Genomic DNA, 21,410 nt, shown 5'->3' on the forward strand with positions numbered 1-21,410 from the left:
GCCACGCATATTACCGTGCAAGCCTGAGATTTATCGGCCGGTTACTGGCGTGGCAGGCGTCCATTTGGCGCGTTAAACGCGGTGTTACTGCGCCACGGGTTGATGTCCAGCCCGCCGCGCCGGGTATAGCGGGCATACACGCTGAGCTTTTCCGGCTGGTAATAGCGTGTGATGTCGTTAAAAATTCGTTCCACACACTGTTCGTGAAATTCGTTATGATGACGAAACGAGACAATGTAGCGCAGCAGCGCTTCACGGTTGATGCGCTTGCCTCGGTAGTGAATCTGTAGCGAGCCCCAGTCGGGCTGATGGGTGATCAAACAGTTGGATTTCAGCAGGTGGCTGACCAGCGTCTCTTCAACGACTGGCGCGTTCTGTTCTTTTATCGCCAGATAGTCGGCGTTGAAGTCGTAGCTGTCGATCTGAATGTCTTGGTTGTCGATGCACTCGCCTGTGAATCCTGCTATCGGTTGGGCTTCAAGCTCACTGAGTTTGAAAAGCGTGATGCTGACATCTCCCTGTGCACAATGCGCCAGATCTTTGGCTAACGTTGCGCGTACGCTTTCCCAACTGTCGAATGTCGTCTGATTAAAGCTGTTCAGATATAGCTTAAAACTTTTTGATTCAATCAGATTCAGGCTTTCTGCATTGAGATGCATTTCACCGACGGCCACCTGAGGCACGCCGCGATTGTTCAGCCAGGAAAGCTCATAGAGCGTCCAGATATCCGCGCCATGAAAAGGCAGATTGTCAGGATAAATACCGAGTGGATCGCGGTTCAGGCTACGTGGCACGGGTTGCAGAAGTGCGGCATCATAGCGGTCGTGATAGGGAGTGGGTTTGCCCAGTGTCAGCCCGCTCAGGGCCTGATGCTTGTCATAGACGGACATGCTGTTACCTTGATGTAATAAGCGTGATGGTGAATAGTGTAACCTGACTAAAAGAGTGATGAGAAAAATTATGGAGCATGAGGTTGTTTCAGCACTGGCGGCGTTTACGCAGCGCTATGTTGCCTGTTGGCAGCAGGAAAAGGGGCATTTGCCTGCCAGTGAAGCACTTTACGGTATACCTTCCCCGTGTATTGTCGAAAATCATGAAGATACGGTTTACTGGTTGCCACAGCCTTTTTCTTCTTCAGCCGCATTGGATGGTGTGGAACGTGCGCTGGAAATCAGTCTGCATCCCGATATTCATGCTTTTTACACCGCGCAGTATGCTGGGGATATGGCGGCGCAGTTTGATTCGCTATCTTGCCAGCTTTTGCAGGTGTGGAGCGAAGAGGATTTTACTCGGATGCAGGAAAATCTGATTGGTCATTTATTAACGCAGAAACGCCTTAAGCTCACGCCCACGCTGTTTTTAGCGACGACCGATTCGGAGCTGACAATGGTGTCGCTGTGTAATGTTTCTGGGGAAATCATCCTGGAAGAATTCGGCACGAAAAAGCGTCAGATCTTAGCGCCAACGCTGGCGGTGTTTCTTTCTGGGCTTAATCCGTTAGCGGTGTAATGATTAACCGAATTTCACTTTCGGCTTTGTGAGAGATCTCTTACATTTGCTGTAAGAAATGTCTTATCTTTAATGTTGAAAATAGGTTTCATTTTAATTTTTTCATTATTAATTAGGGGATTATAATGAAATCTCGGCATGTCAATTAGGAGATGTTGAGAAACATTGTCAATTACCCCTTGCTGAAAGCTGACAATTAATACATCTTATTACTTAAGTTAGTAACCGGTTACAGTGTGTGTAACAGTTACTATAGGTAACAAAATAACGTTACTGCACTCGGGTTGTTTTCAGGAAGAAACAGTCGCTTCAGGAAGAAGCGTTGTTTTCAGGAAGAAGTACAGTTTTCAGGAAGAAATAGGGTTTCAGGATGAAATCAGGGACACCTCCAGGAAGGAGACCGAGAGCCGATTAGGAATATCGGTGGGGCAGGAGCCTAAAGGGATTGAATCATGGAAGATACAGGATGGAAACGTCAGGAAGAAAGTAGGACGCCAGCAAGGATTGTGGGTCAGGATGACCAAAAAGGAAAAGTTTTCATGGATGAGCAGGGATGCAAATGTGTAGCGGGATGGCTATAAAACGAACCGGGGGTACTGAGCAATCAGTACCCCCATTTTTTTGCCTGTAGCATTGGGGATTGAGGCTGTCGCCGATAGCCTGTGGTCAACATGCGGCGATTGGGTCAGGTTGATATCAGTGCTATGCTTTGCCGCCATTACTGTTGGCGTCAAGGGCGAGAAACCGCATGAGCAGAGAGAACCAGATTCGTCAGTCATTATTCGATATTGAGCGCGCATTGAGGGAAAGTCCTTTCTGGCAGGTTGTCCCGCCGGAAGAGGAGGCGTTTAACAGCACGGAGCCTTTCAGCCTCGATACCATGAAACCCGAAGAGTGGTTGCAGTGGGTCTTTTTGCCGCGCATGCATGCCTTATTGGACAGCGAGCTGGCGCTGCCCGCTGAACTGGCTTTACTGCCTTATTTTGAAGAAGCGCTGGAAGGGTCGCCAGAAGAGACCGCGGCGGTTTTGTTGCGTATCAAGCAGCTCGATGAGCTATTCACCCCCGATGTACAGGATGGCGCAGTGCACGATGCTTGAGATTATTTATCAGGATGAGCATCTGGTTGCCGTCAATAAACCCAGCGGCTGGTTAGTCCATCGTAGCTGGCTGGATCGCAAAGAAAAAGTCGTGGTGATGCAGACCGTGCGCGATCAGATCGGTCAGCACGTGTATACCGTTCATCGTCTCGACAGACCGACATCCGGCGTGTTGCTGCTCGCGCTGTCCAGCGAGGTCGCGCGTGCGTTATCCCAGCAGTTTGAATCGCATCAGATGCAGAAAATGTATCATGCCGTTGTGCGGGGCTATGTGCTGGATGACGGCGTGATCGATTATGCGCTCACCGAAGAGCTGGACAAGATCGCCGACAAATTTACCAATCCTGATAAGGCGCCACAGCCTGCCGTCACGCATTACCGCTCTTTGGCGCAGGTCGAGATGCCGGTTGCCATCGGCCGCTACCCCACGGCACGCTACAGTCTGATGGAGTTGAAGCCACAGACCGGGCGCAAGCACCAACTCCGCCGCCATATGACACATATCCACCATCCCATCATCGGCGATACCGCACACGGCGACCTGCGACACAATCGCGGTATGGAGTCGCACTTCTCCTGCGGCAGGCTCATGCTGCATGCCAGCGAGTTGCAGTTGAATCATCCGGTGAGCGGGCAGCCATTGACGTTGCAGGCGCGTTGGGATGCACCCTGGCAGGGCGTGATGACACAGTTTGGCTGGAAGGGGATTCTCCCTGAGTTTGAAGGGGTTGAGTTTCCTGCCGACTCAGGTCAGGATAGCGAGCATTTCGTCGAGCAGTAATCTCTGTCTTATTACTGCCGTATTACTTTTATATCAAACATATCGAATTAAAAAGGGAGTCAGAAGCATGGCGCAGATTGGTATTTTTGTTGGTACAGTCTACGGGAATGCATTGCTGGTGGCCGAAGAAGCCGAAAATATCCTCAAGGATCGTGGCCATGAGGTTAAGGTCTTTGAAGACGCGACGCTGGAATCCTGGCTGGACTACCGCGAGCAGACGGTTTTAGTTGTCACGTCGACGACGGGACAAGGCCAACTGCCTGATTCTATTGTTCCGCTTTACGCCGCACTGCGTGAAAAAGGCGGTTACCAGCCCGCGCTGCGCTATGGCGTGATTGCGCTGGGTGACAGCAGTTACCCGAACTTCTGCGCGGGTGGTCATCTGTTCGATGCGTTATTGCAGGAAATCGGTGCTAAGCGTCTGGGTGATGTTTTGGACGTTGATGCCGTCGAGCATCCAGAGCCAGAAGTGATTTCATGCCCGTGGGTTGAAGCATGGGCTGATTTGGTTGATGCGCAGTGATGCCGTGCTGAAATGACAAACGGGAGCCTGTCGTGCTCCCGTTTTCGTTTACGGCCTGTTGAGATAATCGCGTTTAGCGATTCTTGGTCAGCTTCTCTAAATCCGCTTCGATTTCGGTAATTTTGTTGGAAACCACGCTTTCCAGATGACGCAGGTCGTCAAGGATTTTGCGTTTCAGATCGACTTCAACCTGTTCCTGCTGACAGATCTTGTCTAATTCATCAATCACATAGCGCAGATTTGGGCTGATCTCGTTGATCTCTTTGTAGCCCTGACCAGAGTTGTCGGCCACGATGGTTTTACGCTGGCGTGGATATTTAAATTTCACGCTTTTAGCAAAAAATTCGCCTTTATCCTTGCGAAAATAGATCTTCAGGATGTCGTTATTCGCTTCCTGACGCAGACTATAGCGATCGATATCATCGGGATTGGTAATGCCCAGGCTTTTTAGATTGTCATACATAGCGTCACCTTCTCGGTTTTTAGATAGTCCTGATTATCATGCCAGCGAGAACCTACGCTGTTTATACCCGCCATACCGAAGTATTTAGGGAACATATAAATAACTTATCGTTCGAGCATAAAAAAACGGCGGGTGATTAACCCGCCGTTTCTAGTTTAGTCGATGGAGCGTAATAACTCATTGATTCCCACTTTCGCGCGGGTTTTCGCATCCACTTTCTTCACAATGATTGCGCAGTACAGGCTGTGGCTGCCATCTTTGGACGGCAGGTTGCCGGAAACCACAACGGAGCCCGCCGGGACACGACCATAGTGAATTTCACCGGTTTCACGATCGTAAATACGGGTGCTTTGGCTGATGAACACACCCATGGAGATGACGGAACCTTCCTCAACGACAACGCCTTCCACGACTTCAGAACGCGCACCGATGAAGCAGTTATCTTCGATGATGGTTGGGTTAGCCTGTAACGGCTCCAGAACACCACCGATGCCGACACCGCCGGACAGGTGAACATTTTTACCGATCTGAGCGCAAGAACCTACGGTTACCCACGTATCGACCATCGTGCCTTCATCAACGTAAGCACCGATGTTGACGTAAGACGGCATCAGCACGGTGTTACGTGCGATATAGGCACCGCGACGCACGCTGGCCGGCGGTGCTACGCGCACGCCTTCACGCTGGAAACGCGCTTCATCATAGTCAGCGAATTTCATGGGTACTTTGTCGAAAAAGCGTGTTTCTCCGCCTTCGATAAGTTGGTTATCGTTAATACGGAAAGAGAGCAGCACGGCTTTCTTCAGCCACTGATGGGTAACCCATTGGCCGTCGATTTTCTCTGCAACGCGCAGGGCGCCGCTGTCCAGCAGGTTGATAGCCTGATTGACGGCTTCACGCGTGACGGTGTCTGCGTTTGCCGGAGTGATTTCAGCGCGGCGCTCGAAAGCCGTCTCAATGATGTTCTGTAATTGTTGGTGCATCCTGATTTCTCTTTCCTGATTGTAAAAATTAACTCAATGGTACTTTATCGTTTGGGTTAAGGGCTTCTGTCAACCGTTCTTGCAATTTAAGGCGTAAATCCGGCTTTAATGCCCGTCTGTCGCTGTCGGCTAGAATGAAAAGATCCTCTACCCGCTCGCCGATCGTGGAAATTCGTGCGCCGTGCAGCGACAGGTTGAGATCGGCAAAAATTTCACCAATCCGTGCCAGCAGCCCTGGTTGATCGAGTGCGCTGAGCTCCATGTAGCTGCGTCTGTCCGTGTGCGTCGGCAGGAAGTTGACTTCCGTTGGTACGCTGAAATGACGCAGCTTGGGCGACGGTCGGCGTACGCGCGGGTGTTGGTAATGTCGGTGCGTCAGCGACTGCTCCAGCGCATGGCGTATCATTTCATGCCGATCCTGCGCCAGCGGGCTGCCATCCGGTTCCAGCACGATGAACGTATCCATCGCCATGCCGTCGCGGCTGGTAAAAATCTGCGCATCGTGCACGCTGAGGTTGCGTCGATCTAACTCACCGGCGACCGCCGCGAAGAGATAAGGTCTGTCCGGGCTCCAGATAAAAATCTCTGTACCGCCACGGCTGGCTTGATGGCTGATCAGCACCAGCGGTTTGTTGACATCATGCTCCAGCAAGTGGCGCGCGTGCCAGGCAAGCTGATTTGGCGAGTGGCGCAGGAAATAATCGGCTCGACAGCGACTCCAGATATGGTGCAGCGCCTCTTCGTCAATGTTGTCCATACGCAGCAGCGCTAGTGCCTGCAAGCGGTGATGCCGGACGCGTTCGCGCAAATCTGGGGTATTTTGCATGCCGCGGCGCAGCTGTTTCTCCGTCGCGAAATAGAGTTCACGCAACAGGCTCTGTTTCCAGCTGTTCCACAGCGTTTCATTGGTGGCACAGATGTCCGCAACCGTCAGGCTGACCAGATAGCGTAAGCGGGTTTCGCTCTGCACTTCGGTGGCAAATTGCTGAATGACGGTGGGATCCTGAATGTCGCGACGCTGTGCGGTAACAGACATCAGCAGGTGGCAGCGCACCAGCCAGGAAACCAACTGCGCTTCACGCGAATTCAGCCCGTGTAGCGCCGCAAACTCCAGCACATCCTGCGCGCCCAGTTCTGAGTGATCGCCCCCACGGCCTTTCGCGATATCGTGGAACAGCGCGGCCAGCAGCAATAATTCAGGCTGGGGCAGGCGAGGGTAAAGCTCTACACACAGCGGATGCTGGGGCCGCGTATCCTCGTCGGCGAAGCTTTCCAGCTTGAGCAGAACGCGGATCGTGTGCTCATCCACCGTATAGGCGTGAAACAGATCGAACTGCATCTGACCGACGATGTTTCCCCACAGCGGCATATAGGCCCACAGCACGCTGTGGCGATGCATTGGCAGCAGCGCACGGCTTACCGCATGCGGATGGCGCAGAATATTCATAAACAGCTGGCGCGCTTCTGGGATGGTGCAGAGCGGGCTGGCGAGATGACGGCGTGCATGGCGCAGTTGGCGCAATGTGGTGGAGTAGATGCCGTTGATCTCACGGTTACGCACCATCAGGTAGAACATGCGCATGATGGCTTCCGGCTTTTTGATGAACAAGTTTTCATCGCGCAGATCTACCAGATTGCCGCGTAGCTGGAATTCATCATCAATCGGACGAGGCTTTTCACTCGCATCCAACGCCAGAATTGCTTCGTCAAAGAGCTGCAACAGCATCTGGTTCAACTCGCTGACGCGACGCGTCATGCGGTAGAAATCCTTCATCATGCGCTCTACTGGCGTGTTGCCTTCGCCCTGATATTGCAGCAGTTGTGCGACGTTCAACTGCCTGTCAAACAGCAGCCGGTTGTCGTAACGCGGCAGGATCAAATGCAGGGCGAAGCGGATGCGCCACAAAAAGCTTTGGCACTCGTTCAGCTCTTTACGTTCCGCTTCGGTTAGAAAGCCGAAACCCACCATTTCATTGAGCGAGGTCGCGCCGAAGTGGCGTCTCGCGACCCACAGCAGCGTGTGAATATCGCGTAGCCCGCCCGGGCTGCTCTTGATGTCGGGTTCTAGGTTGTAGCTGGTACTGTGATAGCGCTGATGGCGCTCCTGCTGTTCGGCGATTTTTGCTGGAAAAAATGCGGGGGACGGCCAAAATTCATCGCTGAACACATGTTTTTGTAGCGTAAGAAACAGGGCGACGTCGCCACAGATCATGCGGGATTCAATCAGGTTGGTCGCGACAGAAATATCTGCGCGTCCTTCCTGTAAGCACTCTTCCAGCGTTCTGACGCTATGGCCGACTTCCAGCTTCAAATCCCACAGTAGGGTGATGAATTGGCCGACGCGCTGGGAATGCTCCTCGCTCAACGCCGTCTGGCTTAGTACCAGCACATCGATATCGGAAAGCGGGTGCAGCTCTCCTCGACCATATCCGCCAACTGCCACGAGTGACGTTTGGGCGATATTTTCAAAGCCGTGGAAGTACCATAGCCGCTGCAACAGGCGATCGATGAACAAGGTTCTGGCATCAATCAGCTTTTCTGCGCTGACGCCGGAACGGAATTCTGAACCGAGCCAAAGCTGAAACAGTTCCAACTGCTGTTTTAACGTCTGACAATTCAGCATTTCATCGGCGTAGGTCAGCGGTGACGCGGGCAACTGCGCGGGTGCAATGGGATCTATAGGGCTGTTTGATGAGGACGCGTCAGGTGGCGTATTGTCTGGCGAAAAGCGGTTATCTGTCATAGCGCAGCCCATAAAAAACGCAGAGCGCGTTTTTCAACGTCGCTTGCGACGGCCCGTAGGGGGCGTGCTTTCTGCACGCCATAAAAAAAGCCGGCATCTGCCGGCTTCGTGTTTACTGTTCATGCGTGATGATGTTGGGGATGGTGTCATCCTTTCGCAACGTCATTATTTCGCAGCCGTTATCGGTTACCACAATAGTATGCTCGTACTGTGCCGACAAGCTGCGATCTTTGGTTTTTACCGTCCAGCCGTCTTTCATCGTACGAATACGGTAATCACCAGCATTGAGCATAGGCTCGATCGTAAATGCCATTCCCGCCTGTAGCACCACGCCACCATCGTCAGCATCGTAGTGCAGAACCTGTGGCTCTTCGTGGAAGCCCTTGCCGATGCCGTGACCGCAGTATTCACGCACCACGGAGAAGTTATTCCCTTCCGCAAACTGCTGGATCGCTTTACCCAGCGTGCGCAGGCGAATGCCCGGCTTAACCATTTTCAGTGCCAGATAGAGGCTTTCCTGCGTGATGCGGCAGAGGCGCTCACCCAAAATGGTGGGTTTGCCGGCGATAAACATTTTTGACGTATCGCCGTGGAAGCCGTCTTTGATTACGGTGACGTCGATATTGACGATATCGCCATCCTTGAGGATTTTGTCGTCGCTTGGAATACCGTGGCATACCACTTCATTGACGGAAATGCAGACGGATTTCGGGAACCCATGGTAGCCCAGGCTGGCAGAAATGGCCTGCTGTTTGTTGGTGATATGATCGTGGCAGATTCTGTCTAATTCGGCAGTACTCACGCCCGGAACCACGTGGGGTTCGATGATTTCCAGGACTTCGGCAGCCAGACGGCCAGCTACGCGCATTTTTTCGATGTCTTCAGGAGTTTTAATTGAAATTGCCATTGATGATTGTCCGCAGGTGCCTGTTAAGCACAAAAATTAAGAGCGATAACTAATAACTTATGTTAACAGCCATGCCGTTGGCTTGCCAAACTATCATTCTGATTTGTGGACGATTGAATAACAAATGTTGGTGTCGCTGGGGGATTTATGGTATAAAGCGCGCCGATGATCCGGCTGGATATCGGTTATACGGTACTCAACCACATCGACTAAACTCACTTTGTGTAAATAACACACACATGTCGGCACGTTCGCCGGGGTGCTCCTGAGGTGTTTCACCGGATGGGGTCGGCGCAATGGGACATGTGGAGGCATAACCCCATACTTAATTAATAGAGGTAATCATGGCAACTGTTTCCATGCGCGATATGCTCAAGGCTGGCGTACACTTTGGTCACCAGACCCGTTACTGGAACCCGAAAATGAAGCCATTCATCTTCGGTGCACGTAACAAAGTTCACATCATCAACCTTGAAAAAACGGTACCAATGTTCAACGACGCTCTGGCTGAACTGAGCAAAATTGCTTCTCGCAAAGGCAAAATTCTGTTCGTTGGTACTAAGCGCGCAGCAAGCGAAGCGGTAAAAGATGCAGCCAACAACTGCGATCAGTTCTTCGTGAACCATCGTTGGTTGGGCGGTATGCTGACTAACTGGAAAACCGTTCGTCAGTCCATCAAGCGTTTGAAAGATCTGGAAATCCAATCTCAAGACGGCACGTTTGACAAGCTGACCAAAAAAGAGGCGCTGATGCGCACTCGTGAACTGGACAAGCTGGAAAACAGCCTGGGCGGTATCAAGGATATGGGCGGTCTGCCAGATGCGTTGTTCGTTATCGACGCCGATCACGAGCACATCGCAATCAAAGAAGCTAACAACCTGGGTATTCCAGTATTCTCAGTGGTTGATACCAACTCCGATCCAGATGGCGTTGACTTCATCATCCCTGGTAACGATGACGCAATCCGTGCAGTTAACCTGTACCTGAGCGCTGTTGCTACTGCTGTCCGCGAAGGCCGTTCTCAAGATCTGGCTGTGCAGGCAGAAGAAGGCTTAGTAGAAGCTGAATAATAAGTCTGGCTCGTTGAGCCCTTATTAACCAGGTAGTACTAGTTTGGTTAGGGGCCTTTTTATGGCCCCTTTTTCACTTTTAAAGCTGTTTGGTCGTGACGACCAGGCAGAAAAAATCTTCCGAGGATTTTAGAATGGCTGAAATTACCGCATCCCTGGTAAAAGAGCTGCGTGAGCGTACCGCTGCGGGCATGATGGAATGTAAGAAGGCGCTGGTTGAAGCTAACGGCGACATCGAACTGGCAATCGAAAACATGCGTAAATCTGGCGCGATTAAAGCGGCGAAGAAAGCAGGTAACGTTGCTGCTGATGGCGTAATCAAAACTAAGATCGACGGTAACTACGCTGTGATTCTGGAAGTTAACTGCCAGACCGACTTCGTTGCTAAAGATGGTGGTTTCCAGGCATTTGCTGACAAAGTGCTGGACGCTGCTGTTGCAGGTAAAATCACTGATGTTGACGTGCTGAAAGCACAGTTCGAAGAAGAGCGTGTTGCACTGGTTGCGAAAATTGGTGAGAACATCAACATTCGCCGCGTTTCTGCGCTGGAAGGCGACGTTCTGGGTAGCTACCAACACGGTGCGCGCATCGGTGTTCTGGTTGCCGCTAAAGGCGCTGACGAAGAGCTGGTTAAACATCTGGCTATGCACGTTGCAGCAAGCAAGCCAGAATTCGTTAAGCCAGAAGACGTGTCTGCTGAAGTGGTAGAGAAAGAGTACCAGGTTCAGTTAGAAATCGCGATGCAGTCTGGCAAGCCGAAAGAAATCGCAGAGAAAATGGTTGAAGGCCGTATGAAGAAATTCACCGGTGAAGTTTCTCTGACGGGTCAGCCTTTCGTTATGGATCCAGCCAAGTCTGTTGGTCAACTGCTGAAAGAGCACAACGCTGACGTGACTAACTTCATCCGTTTCGAAGTGGGTGAAGGTATTGAGAAAGTTGAGACTGACTTTGCTGCTGAAGTTGCAGCAATGAGCAAGCAATCTTAATAGCAAAAAAAGAGCCGCCAGTTGGCGGTTCCTTTTTATCCAGCCCAAAGAGTTTTAGTACGCTTGGTTTCCTGCATTCAGGTAGAGACCAAGTGGAACAGTTTTGATTTTTACAACCCCCCAATACGACGACAGCCTGTAGGATAAGAACACCATGGCAACCAATGCAAAACCCGTCTATCAACGAATCCTGCTGAAGCTCAGTGGCGAAGCTTTACAGGGAACTGAAGGTTTTGGTATCGATGCGAGTATTCTGGATCGCATGGCTCAGGAAGTGAAAGAACTGGTTGAGTTAGGCATTCAGGTCGGTGTAGTTATCGGCGGTGGTAACCTGTTTCGTGGCGCGGGTCTGGCTAAAGCGGGTATGAACCGCGTTGTGGGCGACCACATGGGAATGCTGGCGACTGTCATGAATGGTCTGGCAATGCGTGATGCGTTGCACCGTGCCTATGTGAACGCTCGCCTGATGTCTGCTATTCCGCTGAATGGTGTCTGTGACAACTACAGCTGGGCAGAGGCGATTAGCCTGCTGCGTAATAACCGCGTAGTGATTTTCTCCGCTGGAACAGGCAACCCTTTCTTCACCACGGATTCAGCGGCTTGCCTGCGCGGCATTGAGATTGAAGCGGATGTCGTATTGAAAGCGACAAAAGTCGATGGCGTCTATTCTGCCGATCCAGTGAAAGATCCTACAGCGACGATGTATGAAACGTTAACTTATCAAGACGTGTTAGAACGTGAGCTGAAAGTCATGGATCTTGCGGCGTTCACGCTGGCACGCGACCATAATTTACCGATCCGTGTTTTCAACATGAACAAGCCTGGCGCACTGCGTCGCGTTGTCATGGGTGAAAAAGAAGGGACGTTGATTAGTCAGTAATAACGGCTAATCCCGATTATAGGGTAATATATTCTCAGTATTGCTCTATACGCCAGCCGTGCGCTGGCATTAATTATTCACCGGGTCATGTACTGACATGACCTGCCAGGCAACCAGTTTTCAAGGGTTCACAACGTGACTAATGAAATCAGAAAAGATGCTGAAACGCGCATGGACAAATGTGTTGAAGCGTTTAAAAATCAGATCAGCAAAATCCGTACCGGCCGTGCATCGCCTAGCATTCTCGATGGCATCCAGGTTGAATATTATGGCAGCGCAACGCCACTGCGTCAGCTTGCTAACGTTGTCGTAGAAGATTCCCGCACGCTGGCGATTTCGGTATTCGATCGTTCACTTGGTCCGGCAGTTGAGAAAGCGATCATGGCTTCCGACCTCGGCCTGAACCCGTCTTCTGCAGGCACCGTAATCCGTGTTCCGTTGCCACCGTTGACGGAAGAGCGCCGTAAAGACCTGATCAAAGTGGTTCGTGGCGAAGCAGAGCAGGGCCGTATCTCCGTACGTAACGTGCGCCGTGATGCGAACGACAAACTGAAAGCGCTGCTGAAAGATAAAGCGATCAGTGAAGATGAAGAACGTCGTGCTCAGGACGACGTGCAGAAACTGACTGATAACTTCATTAAGAAAGTAGACGTCGCTCTGGCAGAAAAAGAAGCGGAGCTGATGGAGTTCTAATCAGCCCGTTGGATAGTGCGTCGCAGGGAATTTATGGGTTTTCCCCTTTTTCCGGCGGCGCTTTATTTTTATATCATGGTAATCGCCTCAGACTCGTGTACCTTCCTGTCATCAAATCCGGTTATTCAGAGCATTTTTAATGAAGCAACTGACAATTCTTGGTTCCACTGGCTCTATTGGCGTCAGTTCTCTGGCCGTCATTAAAGCCAATCCCGATAAATTTGCCGTACGCGCGTTATCCGCTGGGTACAACGTCAAGTTGATGCTAGAGCAGTGCCTCACTTTCCAACCCGCCTATGCCTCAATGGCTGATGAAGCCTCTGCAACCGCCCTGCGCCAGCAGTTGGCGGAATATGGTTGTAAAACGGAAGTGTTGGCTGGCGAGCAGGCTGCGTGTGAACTTGCTGCATTAGAGGGTGTCGATCAGGTCATGGCCGCGATTGTGGGGGCGGCGGGGTTATTGCCGACGCTGGCAGCAATCCATGCCGGAAAACAGGTTTTGTTGGCGAACAAAGAATCGCTGGTTACCTGCGGACGTCTTTTCATGGACGCTGTGGCGCAAAGCGGTGCACAGCTTTTACCAATTGATAGCGAACATAATGCGATTTTTCAGAGTTTACCTGAGCAAATTCAGCGTCAATTAGGCTACGCTTCATTGTCGCAGCATGGGGTCGAGCGTATTGTTCTGACTGGATCCGGTGGACCGTTTCGTGAAACTCCGGTGACGGCGTTGGCGGACATGACGCCGGATCAGGCGTGCGCGCATCCAAACTGGTCAATGGGGCGCAAAATTTCGGTTGATTCTGCCACGATGATGAACAAGGGCTTGGAGTATATCGAAGCGCGCTGGCTGTTTAATGCTTCTGCCGAACAGATGGAAGTCATTATTCATCCGCAGTCGGTGATTCACTCGATGGTACGTTACCGTGATGGCAGCGTTCTGGCGCAGTTGGGATCGCCCGATATGCGTACGCCGATTGCTCATGCAATGGCGTATCCTGAACGTGTGACATCAGGTGCAAAAGCGTTAGATTTTTGCCAGATTGGCGCGCTGACATTTTTAGCCCCAGACTATGCACGCTATCCTTGTTTACAGCTCGCTATTGATGCCTGTAATCATGGTCAGTCAGCCACCACGGCACTGAACGCCGCGAATGAAATTGCGGTAGCGGCATTTTTGCAGTCGCAAATCCGTTTTACGGATATTGCAGCGGTAAATCGGCTTGTTATTGAACAACTTACATTGCCAGAACCCGCCAGCGTTGATGATGTTCTGTTTATCGACCGCTGGGCCAGACAGGTCGCAACACAGACCCTGACACATTACGCGCGATAGCTGGATAACGCCGTGGCACAATTTGTTCATGTGCGGTGGAGGTGGTATAGTCTGCGCCACTCAATGGTTGATTATGCGAAAGTTGTTTAATCGACCGTGAAGCTAAGCCGTGATCGTTCACGGCTTTTTTTGCGCTAACGGGATCTGATGTTACGGAAGAACTGTTGTATTTCTTGCTTGAGGAAATAAGTACGCGTTATGCCGTCCGATAATCAAAAAAATACTAACGATCTACCACCCGCCGGGCCGCGGCATGTTGCCATTATCATGGATGGCAATGGTCGCTGGGCGAAAAGCCGGGGGAAAATGCGGATTTTTGGCCATCAGGCTGGTGTAAAGGCTGTGCGACGGTCGGTCAGTTTTGCAGTGAGCCAAGGGCTGGACGCACTGACACTTTACGCATTTAGCAGTGAAAACTGGAACCGTCCGGCGCAGGAGGTTTCCGCACTCATGGAACTGTTTGTTAGAGCGCTGGACAGCGAAGTGAAAAGCTTACACAAGCACAATGTTCGCTTGCGGGTCATTGGCGATATCGGCCGCTTCAGTCCGCGTTTACAAGAGCGAATCCGCCGTTCAGAAGCACTGACGGAAAAGAATCAGGGGCTCACACTGAATATTGCCGCGAATTATGGCGGCCGTTGGGATATTATTCAGGGAGTACGGCAACTTGCAGAGCAGGTGCAGGAAGGCATTCTGCGCCCTGATAGCATTAATGAAGCGTCATTATGTCAGTACATCTGTCTGCATGATCTGGCTCCGGTTGATTTGGTGATCAGAACCGGTGGAGAACACCGCATCAGTAATTTTCTTCTGTGGCAAATTGCTTATGCTGAACTTTACTTTACTGATGTCCTCTGGCCTGATTTCGATGAACAAGTCTTTGAAGGTGCGCTGAATGCTTTTGCACAACGCGAGCGCCGCTTCGGGGGAACAACACCTATCGATGCTGATGCATCCTAGGGGGAACTTTTGCTGAAGTATCGCCTGATTACTGCTTTTATTTTGATCCCGATTGTTATTGCAGCACTTTTCTTGCTGCCTCCTCTGGGATTCACGCTTGTTACGCTGGCTGTGTGTATGCTGGCGGCATGGGAATGGGGTCAGCTGGCGGGGTTTGCCTCTTATGGCCAACGCTTATGGCTCGCGATCCTGTGTGGTTTCTTGCTGGCGCTGATGCTGTTATCACTCCCGGCCTACCATTATTCCGTGCATATTCCGCAAATCAGCATCGCGCTCTGGTCATCACTGGTGTGGTGGGGTGTGGCGCTGTTTCTGGTTCTGTTCTATCCGGCTTCCGCCTCATTTTGGCGTCATTCGCGTACATTGCGACTGGTGTTCGGTATCATGACGATCGTGCCGTTTTTCTGGGGCATGGTCGCGCTTCGCCATTACAATTACGCGATTAATCCATTCGCTGGTGCCTGGTGGCTGCTGTACGTCATGCTGCTAGTGTGGGGCGCTGACAGCGGTGCCTACATGTTCGGTAAACTGTTTGGTAAGCGTAAACTTGCGCCAAAAGTCTCGCCGGGCAAAACCTGGGAAGGCTTTCTCGGTGGTCTGGCAACTTCAGCGCTCATCTCCGTGCTGTTTAGCCTGTATGCGCCATTAACGGTAGCGCCATCGACGTTGTTGATTTGTTCTATCGCTGCTGCGCTGGCCTCGGTGCTGGGTGATTTGACGGAAAGTATGTTCAAACGCGAGGCGGGCATCAAAGACAGTAGCCATTTGATTCCGGGGCACGGTGGCGTGCTCGATCGTATCGACAGCCTGACTGCTGCGGTTCCTGTGTTTTCTTGCCTGATGCTGCTGCTGTTTAAAGTGGCTTAGAATAAAGCGGTAGAGCTATTTATGCTGAGTTTTCTCTGGAATCTTGCCGCGTTTATCATTGCACTGGGTGTGCTGGTCACTGTCCATGAATTTGGGCATTTCTGGGTAGCACGCCGCTGTGGTGTGAAGGTCGAACGCTTTTCTGTCGGTTTCGGACGCGCGCTATGGCGTCGTCGCGATCGCACTGGTACAGAATTCGTGATTGCGCTGATCCCGCTTGGCGGCTACGTGAAGATGCTGGATGAGCGCGTCGACACCGTTGCGCCAGAATTTCGTCACCAATCATTTAATAGCAAAACGGTCTGGCAGCGTGCGGCTATCGTTAGCGCGGGTCCCATTGCCAATTTCCTGTTTGCCATTGTGGCCTACTGGCTGGTTTTTATTCTCGGCGTACCGGGCGTGCGTCCGGTCGTGGGTGAAATACTGCCCAACTCCATCGCGGCGCAGGCGGAAATGTCGGCGGGAATGGAACTAAAGTCCGTTGACGGTATCGAAACGCCTGATTGGGATACTGCGCGCCTGGCCCTGATCGGTAAAATTGGCGATAGCGATGTTGTGATCGGAACCGCACCTTTAGGCTCTGACCGTGTCGTTCAGAAAACGCTGGATTTACGTGAGTGGCAGTTTGAGCCTGATAAGCAAGATCCTGCTTCCTCACTTGGGATTATTCCGCGTGGTCCGCAAATCGAGCCGGTACTGCATCAGGTGCAGGCAGGGTCGGCGGCGGAAAAAGCAGGTTTGCAAGTCGGAGATAGGATCGTTAAAGTCGACGGGCAGGTGCTAGCGCACTGGCGTGATTTTGTCATCGCCGTGCGTGATAACCCCGGACAATCTATTGCTCTGGAGGTGGAGCGTAACGGTTCAACAGTCCCGTTGACGTTAACGCCATACAGCAAATCTGTGGGAAGTGGCAGAGTTGAAGGGCTGGCAGGCGTAATGCCAAGTGTGACGCCACTGCCTGAAGAATACAGGACTGTGCGCCAGTATGGGCCGTTCAGCGCTATCTACCAGGCAACAGATAAAACCTGGCAACTGATGAAATTGACCGTCAGTATGTTAGGGAAACTGGTAATGGGGGATGTTAAGCTGAACAACCTGAGTGGTCCCATTTCGATTGCTCAGGGCGCTGGGATGTCAGCAGATTATGGATTGATTTATTACCTGATGTTTTTGGCCTTAATCAGCGTCAATTTGGGGATCATCAATCTATTCCCTCTGCCGGTATTGGATGGTGGACACCTGCTCTTTCTTGCGGTTGAAAGGTTGAAGGGCAGGCCGGTTTCTGAGCGTGTGCAGGACGTTAGCTATCGCATTGGTACAGTGTTGCTGATGTTGTTAATGGGACTCGCACTTTTCAATGATTTCTCTCGTCTCTAGGCGCGGGATTAGGTTAGGAAAAACGCATAACAACGATGGCGATCAAAAAGTTGCTCATAGCGTCGCTGCTGTTTAGCAGCGCAACCGTATACGGTGCAGACGGGTTCGTAGTGAAGGACATTCATTTCGAGGGCCTGCAAAGGGTTGCCGTCGGGGCGGCATTACTCAGTATGCCAGTCCGCGTTGGTGATACCATCGGTGACGATGATATCGGTAACACCATCCGTGCCTTGTTTGCGACCGGAAATTTCGAAGATGTTCGTGTTTTGCGCGATGGCGAAACGCTGATTGTGCAGGTGAAAGAACGTCCAACCATCGCCAGCGTCACGTTTTCCGGCAATAAGTCAGTCAAAGACGACATGCTGAAAGAAAACCTGGAAGCCTCTGGCGTGCGCGTCGGTGAAGCATTGGACCGCACTGCGCTCACCAGCATCGAAAAAGGACTGGAAGATTTCTACTACAGCGTGGGCAAGTACAGTGCGTCGGTTAAAGCCGTTGTCACGCCACTCCCGCGTAACCGCGTAGACCTGAAGCTGGTCTTCACGGAAGGCGTTTCCGCCAAGATCCAGCAGATTAATATTGTTGGTAACAAAGCGTTCAGCTCCGACGAATTGATCTCTCGTTTCCAACTGCGTGATGAAGTGCCGTGGTGGAACGTGGTTGGCGATCGTAAATACCAGAAACAAAAACTGTCTGGTGACCTGGAAACCCTACGGAGTTTCTATCTGGATCGCGGCTATGCGCGTTTCAACATCGATTCCACGCAGGTGAGCCTGACGCCAGATAAAAAAGGCATCTACATCACCATCAATATGACGGAAGGTGAGCAGTACAAGCTGTCCGGCGTAGCGGTGAAAGGTAATCTGGCTGGTCACTCTGCGGAAATCGAAGGATTGACGAAGATTGAACCAGGTGAACTCTACAACGGGACGAAAGTGACCCGGATGGAAGAGGACATCAAGAAGCTGCTGGGTCGTTATGGCTATGCCTATCCGCGCGTGGTCACTCAGCCGGAAATTAATGACGTAGACAAGACGGTGAGATTAAACATCAACGTCGATGCGGGCAACCGTTTCTATGTGCGTCATATCCGCTTTGACGGTAACGACACGTCTAAAGACTCCGTTCTGCGTCGTGAAATGCGCCAGATGGAAGGTGCCTGGTTAGGCAACGATCTGGTTGAGCAGGGCAAAGAGCGTTTAAACCGGCTGGGATACTTTGAAAGCGTTGATGTAGAAACGCAGCGTGTTCCCGGCGTGGCCGATCAGGTTGATGTTACGTATAAAGTCAAAGAGCGTAATACGGGTACATTTAACTTTGGTGTCGGTTTCGGTACAGAAAGTGGCGTGAGCTTCCAGGCTGGGGTTCAGCAGGACAACTGGCTGGGAACGGGTAACTCCGTTGGTATCAGCGGGACTAAAAACGACTACCAGACGTATGTCGAGCTGTCACTGACTGACCCGTACTTTACCGTTGATGGCGTTAGCCTCGGTGGGCGTGTCTTCTATAACAAGTTTGAGGCGTCTGACGCCGATCTGTCTGACTACACCAACGTGAGCTACGGTGTTGGCAGTACCTTGGGCTTCCCGATTAACGAGAATAACTCACTGCGTGTCGGTCTGGATTATGTACATAACGATCTGTCGGATATGAGACCGCAGGTGGCGATGTGGCGTTATCTGGATTCCGTGGGGGTTAATCCATCTGTTGTTGGCGAGAACGTCAAATCCAGCGCTGACTTCAAAGCGAACGATTTCTTCCTGAATACCGGATGGTCGTATAACAACCTGGATCGCGGTTACTTCCCGACGAAAGGAACGCGTGCGTCTGCGAATGCCAAGATTGCCGTGCCGGGTTCGGACAACGAATATTACAAACTGACGTTTGATTCGGCGAGCTACTATCCGTTGAGCGACAGTGGTAACTGGGTGGTGATGGGCCGTACGCGCGCAGGCTTTGCGGATGGTATCGGTAGTAAAGAAGTGCCGTTCTACGACAACTTCTATGCTGGTGGTTCCAGTACGGTACGTGGCTTCCAGTCGAATACGATTGGGCCTAAAGCGGCGTATTATAAGTGTCCAGCGAGTCTTGTAGGTTCTGGCTTTGGTTCTTATTCTGCTTGCCCGATTGATTCAACCAATCTGGATGATGCCGTGGGCGGTAACGCGATGGTTGTACTGAGTGCGGAACTGATCGTGCCGACGCCGTTTATCAGCGATAAATACGCGAGTTCCGTACGTACGTCCTTCTTTGTGGATGGCGGTACGGTATGGGATACCAACTGGGAAAATACAGCTGAAACACTAAAAGCTGGCGTGCCGGATTATGGCAAGGCGAGCAACTTCCGTGTTTCCAGCGGTATCGCGTTACAATGGATGTCTCCGCTTGGGCCATTGGTCTTCTCCTATGCCCAGCCGGTTAAAAAGTACGATGGAGACAAGTCGGAACAATTCCAGTTTAACATTGGCAAAACCTGGTAGTGTGACGTCAATAGGTCGTATGCAGGGAATGTCGCATCATGATTCGTTGAGACGAGCCTTTCGTTGATATAAATAGTTCGTTGATATGAATAGTTCGTTGATATGAATAGTTCATGGATATGAATGGTTGAACATAAGCCGTTCATGTCATGACGCGATGCTCATAATTAAAGTGTTAAGACACAAATTAGGTTAGGTTGAGGAGTTTATAGTGAAAAAGTGGTTATGTGCCGCAGGCCTCGGTTTAGCATTGGCTGCTTCAGCCAGCGTTCAGGCTGCTGATAAGATTGCCGTTGTTAATGTTTCCAGCATCTTCCAACAATTGCCGCAGCGTGAAACCGTTGGCAAACAGCTGGAAAACGAGTTCAAAGGCCGTGCTTCTGAACTGCAATCGATGGAAAACGATTTACAGACCAAGATGCAGAAGTTGCAGCGTGATGGCTCTACCATGAAAGCGAGCGATCGCAGCAAAATGGAAAAAGACGTCATGGCTCAGCGCGAGCAGTTCTCTACTAAAGCGCAGGCTTTTGAGCAGGATAACCGCCGCCGTCAGACTGAAGAACGTAACAAAATTCTGAGCCGTATCCAGGATGCGGTGAAAGCCGTTGCAACCAAAGAAGGTTATGATGTTGTGATTGACGCTAACGCTGTTGCGTATGTCGCCAATGCTAAAGACATTACTGCCGATGTGCTGAAACAGGTTAAATAAACCATGTATTCAATTCGACTGGACGCGTTAGCTCAACAGTTGGATGCACAATTACACGGTGATGGCGATATCGTCATCACCGGTGTTGCTTCTATGCATTCAGCAAAAACTGGGCAAATTACGTTTCTTTCCGACAGTCGTTACCGTGAGCAACTGGCTGGGACGCAAGCGTCAGCGGTCGTGCTGACGGAAGCGGATTTACCTTACTGTCAGGTTGCGGCGCTGGTAGTGAAGAATCCCTATCTTACCTATGCGCGTATGGCGCAACTGCTGGATACGACGCCGCAGCCAGCAACTGATATTGCGCCGAGTGCGGTTATTGCGCCAGACGCGACGCTGGGCCAGAACGTATCCGTTGGTGCAAATGCTGTCATCGAATCTGGTGCACAGCTGGGTGATGGCGTTGTCATTGGCCCCGGCTGCTTTATCGGCAAAGATGCACGCATTGGTGCCGGTACTCGCTTATGGGCAAATGTCACGATTTATCACCGCGTTGAGCTGGGTGAGCATTGCCTGATCCAGTCGGGAACGGTGATCGGTTCTGACGGCTTTGGCTATGCCAACGATCGTGGCAACTGGGTGAAGATCCCGCAGTTGGGGACGGTCAGAATTGGCGATCGAGTTGAGATTGGTGCGAGCACAACCATCGATCGTGGTGCGTTGGATGATACGGTCATTGGCAATGGTGTTATCATTGATAACCAATGTCAGATTGCGCACAACGTCGTGATTGGCGACAATACCGCGGTCGCGGGTGGCGTCATTATGGCGGGGAGCTTGAAAATTGGTCGTTATTGCATGATCGGTGGTGCCAGCGTGATTAACGGGCACATGGAGATCTGCGATAAAGTGACGGTAACGGGAATGGGGATGGTCATGCGACCAATCACAGAACCTGGGGTATACTCTTCGGGCATTCCTTTGCAACCCAACAAAGTGTGGCGCAAAACTGCAGCGCTGGTGATGAATATTGATGAGATAAGCAAACGGTTGAAAGCCGTTGAACGAAAAGTCGATAACGTTTAATCACTCGCGTTTTATTTG

At 51.4% G+C, this 21,410-nt stretch carries 20 protein-coding genes; 15 read left to right on the forward strand and 5 right to left on the reverse strand.

Going from position 1 to position 21,410, the window contains the following annotated elements:
• Positions 1–41: 41 nt before the first annotated feature.
• The gene (queF, locus tag EO763_RS05505) at positions 42–890 is read right to left on the reverse strand and encodes an NADPH-dependent 7-cyano-7-deazaguanine reductase QueF (protein ID WP_161528343.1); all 849 of its coding nucleotides are present in this window, start codon (positions 888–890) and stop codon (positions 42–44) included.
• Between the two features lie 70 nt (positions 891–960).
• On the opposite strand from queF, the gene syd reads away from it, so the two are divergent.
• The 4 genes from syd to EO763_RS05525 all read left to right on the forward strand — a co-directional run bounded on the left by syd (position 961) and on the right by EO763_RS05525 (position 3,912).
• Positions 961–1,509 carry a SecY-interacting protein gene (syd, locus tag EO763_RS05510; protein WP_161530345.1) on the forward strand — a complete coding sequence of 183 codons (549 nt, stop codon included), beginning with the start codon at positions 961–963 and terminating at the stop codon, positions 1,507–1,509.
• Positions 1,510–2,257: 748 nt separating this feature from the next.
• Positions 2,258–2,608, forward strand: coding sequence for a YqcC family protein (locus tag EO763_RS05515; RefSeq protein ID WP_161528344.1), 351 nt, complete (start codon positions 2,258–2,260; stop codon positions 2,606–2,608).
• Positions 2,601–3,389: a tRNA pseudouridine(65) synthase TruC gene (truC, locus tag EO763_RS05520; RefSeq protein ID WP_119880791.1), complete on the forward strand. Its 789-nt coding sequence runs from the start codon at positions 2,601–2,603 to the stop codon at positions 3,387–3,389. The genes EO763_RS05515 and truC overlap by 8 nt, the downstream gene beginning before the upstream one ends.
• A 67-nt stretch (positions 3,390–3,456) precedes the next feature.
• Positions 3,457–3,912, forward strand: coding sequence for a flavodoxin (locus EO763_RS05525; RefSeq protein WP_039510960.1), 456 nt, complete (start codon positions 3,457–3,459; stop codon positions 3,910–3,912).
• A gap of 73 nt (positions 3,913–3,985) precedes the next feature.
• On the opposite strand, the gene EO763_RS05530 is transcribed toward EO763_RS05525, so the two are convergent.
• The 4 genes from EO763_RS05530 to map form a co-directional block, all read right to left on the reverse strand.
• Positions 3,986–4,375: a DUF3461 family protein gene (locus EO763_RS05530; protein WP_010284811.1), complete on the reverse strand. Its 390-nt coding sequence runs from the start codon at positions 4,373–4,375 to the stop codon at positions 3,986–3,988.
• A 155-nt stretch (positions 4,376–4,530) separates the two neighbouring features.
• Positions 4,531–5,358, reverse strand: coding sequence for a 2,3,4,5-tetrahydropyridine-2,6-dicarboxylate N-succinyltransferase (gene dapD / locus EO763_RS05535; protein ID WP_039490396.1), 828 nt, complete (start codon positions 5,356–5,358; stop codon positions 4,531–4,533).
• Between the two features lie 28 nt (positions 5,359–5,386).
• The gene (gene glnD / locus EO763_RS05540) at positions 5,387–7,981 is read right to left on the reverse strand and encodes a bifunctional uridylyltransferase/uridylyl-removing protein GlnD (RefSeq protein ID WP_244322082.1); all 2,595 of its coding nucleotides are present in this window, start codon (positions 7,979–7,981) and stop codon (positions 5,387–5,389) included.
• A gap of 232 nt (positions 7,982–8,213) precedes the next feature.
• Positions 8,214–9,008 carry a type I methionyl aminopeptidase gene (gene map / locus EO763_RS05545; protein WP_103159959.1) on the reverse strand — a complete coding sequence of 265 codons (795 nt, stop codon included), beginning with the start codon at positions 9,006–9,008 and terminating at the stop codon, positions 8,214–8,216.
• Positions 9,009–9,352: 344 nt separating this feature from the next.
• On the opposite strand from map, the gene rpsB reads away from it, so the two are divergent.
• The 11 genes from rpsB to lpxD all read left to right on the forward strand — a co-directional run bounded on the left by rpsB (position 9,353) and on the right by lpxD (position 21,392).
• Positions 9,353–10,078 carry a 30S ribosomal protein S2 gene (rpsB, locus tag EO763_RS05550; protein ID WP_039490398.1) on the forward strand — a complete coding sequence of 242 codons (726 nt, stop codon included), beginning with the start codon at positions 9,353–9,355 and terminating at the stop codon, positions 10,076–10,078.
• A gap of 134 nt (positions 10,079–10,212) precedes the next feature.
• A complete protein-coding gene (gene tsf / locus EO763_RS05555) occupies positions 10,213–11,064 on the forward strand; it encodes a translation elongation factor Ts (protein WP_039490399.1) in 852 nt (283 codons plus the stop codon).
• 154 nt (positions 11,065–11,218) lie between these two features.
• The gene (gene pyrH / locus EO763_RS05560; protein WP_010296404.1) at positions 11,219–11,944 is read left to right on the forward strand and encodes a UMP kinase; all 726 of its coding nucleotides are present in this window, start codon (positions 11,219–11,221) and stop codon (positions 11,942–11,944) included.
• 135 nt (positions 11,945–12,079) lie between these two features.
• Positions 12,080–12,637, forward strand: coding sequence for a ribosome recycling factor (gene frr / locus EO763_RS05565; RefSeq protein WP_039490400.1), 558 nt, complete (start codon positions 12,080–12,082; stop codon positions 12,635–12,637).
• A gap of 139 nt (positions 12,638–12,776) precedes the next feature.
• A complete protein-coding gene (ispC, locus tag EO763_RS05570) occupies positions 12,777–13,973 on the forward strand; it encodes a 1-deoxy-D-xylulose-5-phosphate reductoisomerase (RefSeq protein ID WP_161528346.1) in 1,197 nt (398 codons plus the stop codon).
• Between the two features lie 198 nt (positions 13,974–14,171).
• Positions 14,172–14,933 carry a (2E,6E)-farnesyl-diphosphate-specific ditrans,polycis-undecaprenyl-diphosphate synthase gene (ispU, locus tag EO763_RS05575; protein WP_014914449.1) on the forward strand — a complete coding sequence of 254 codons (762 nt, stop codon included), beginning with the start codon at positions 14,172–14,174 and terminating at the stop codon, positions 14,931–14,933.
• A gap of 9 nt (positions 14,934–14,942) precedes the next feature.
• Positions 14,943–15,800 (forward strand): phosphatidate cytidylyltransferase, encoded by an 858-nt coding sequence (gene cdsA, locus EO763_RS05580; protein ID WP_161528347.1) that lies wholly within the window; start codon positions 14,943–14,945, stop codon positions 15,798–15,800.
• Between the two features lie 21 nt (positions 15,801–15,821).
• Complete coding sequence (gene rseP, locus EO763_RS05585) at positions 15,822–17,177, forward strand: sigma E protease regulator RseP (RefSeq protein WP_161528348.1); 1,356 nt, start codon at positions 15,822–15,824, stop codon at positions 17,175–17,177.
• A gap of 35 nt (positions 17,178–17,212) precedes the next feature.
• Positions 17,213–19,657: an outer membrane protein assembly factor BamA gene (gene bamA, locus EO763_RS05590; RefSeq protein ID WP_161528349.1), complete on the forward strand. Its 2,445-nt coding sequence runs from the start codon at positions 17,213–17,215 to the stop codon at positions 19,655–19,657.
• Positions 19,658–19,868: 211 nt separating this feature from the next.
• Positions 19,869–20,366 (forward strand): molecular chaperone Skp, encoded by a 498-nt coding sequence (gene skp / locus EO763_RS05595; RefSeq protein ID WP_010296419.1) that lies wholly within the window; start codon positions 19,869–19,871, stop codon positions 20,364–20,366.
• 3 nt (positions 20,367–20,369) lie between these two features.
• Complete coding sequence (gene lpxD / locus EO763_RS05600; RefSeq protein WP_039490407.1) at positions 20,370–21,392, forward strand: UDP-3-O-(3-hydroxymyristoyl)glucosamine N-acyltransferase; 1,023 nt, start codon at positions 20,370–20,372, stop codon at positions 21,390–21,392.
• Positions 21,393–21,410 lie beyond the last annotated feature (18 nt).

The sequence above is a fragment of the Pectobacterium odoriferum genome (assembly GCF_009931295.1).
GTDB lineage: Bacteria > Pseudomonadota > Gammaproteobacteria > Enterobacterales > Enterobacteriaceae > Pectobacterium > Pectobacterium odoriferum.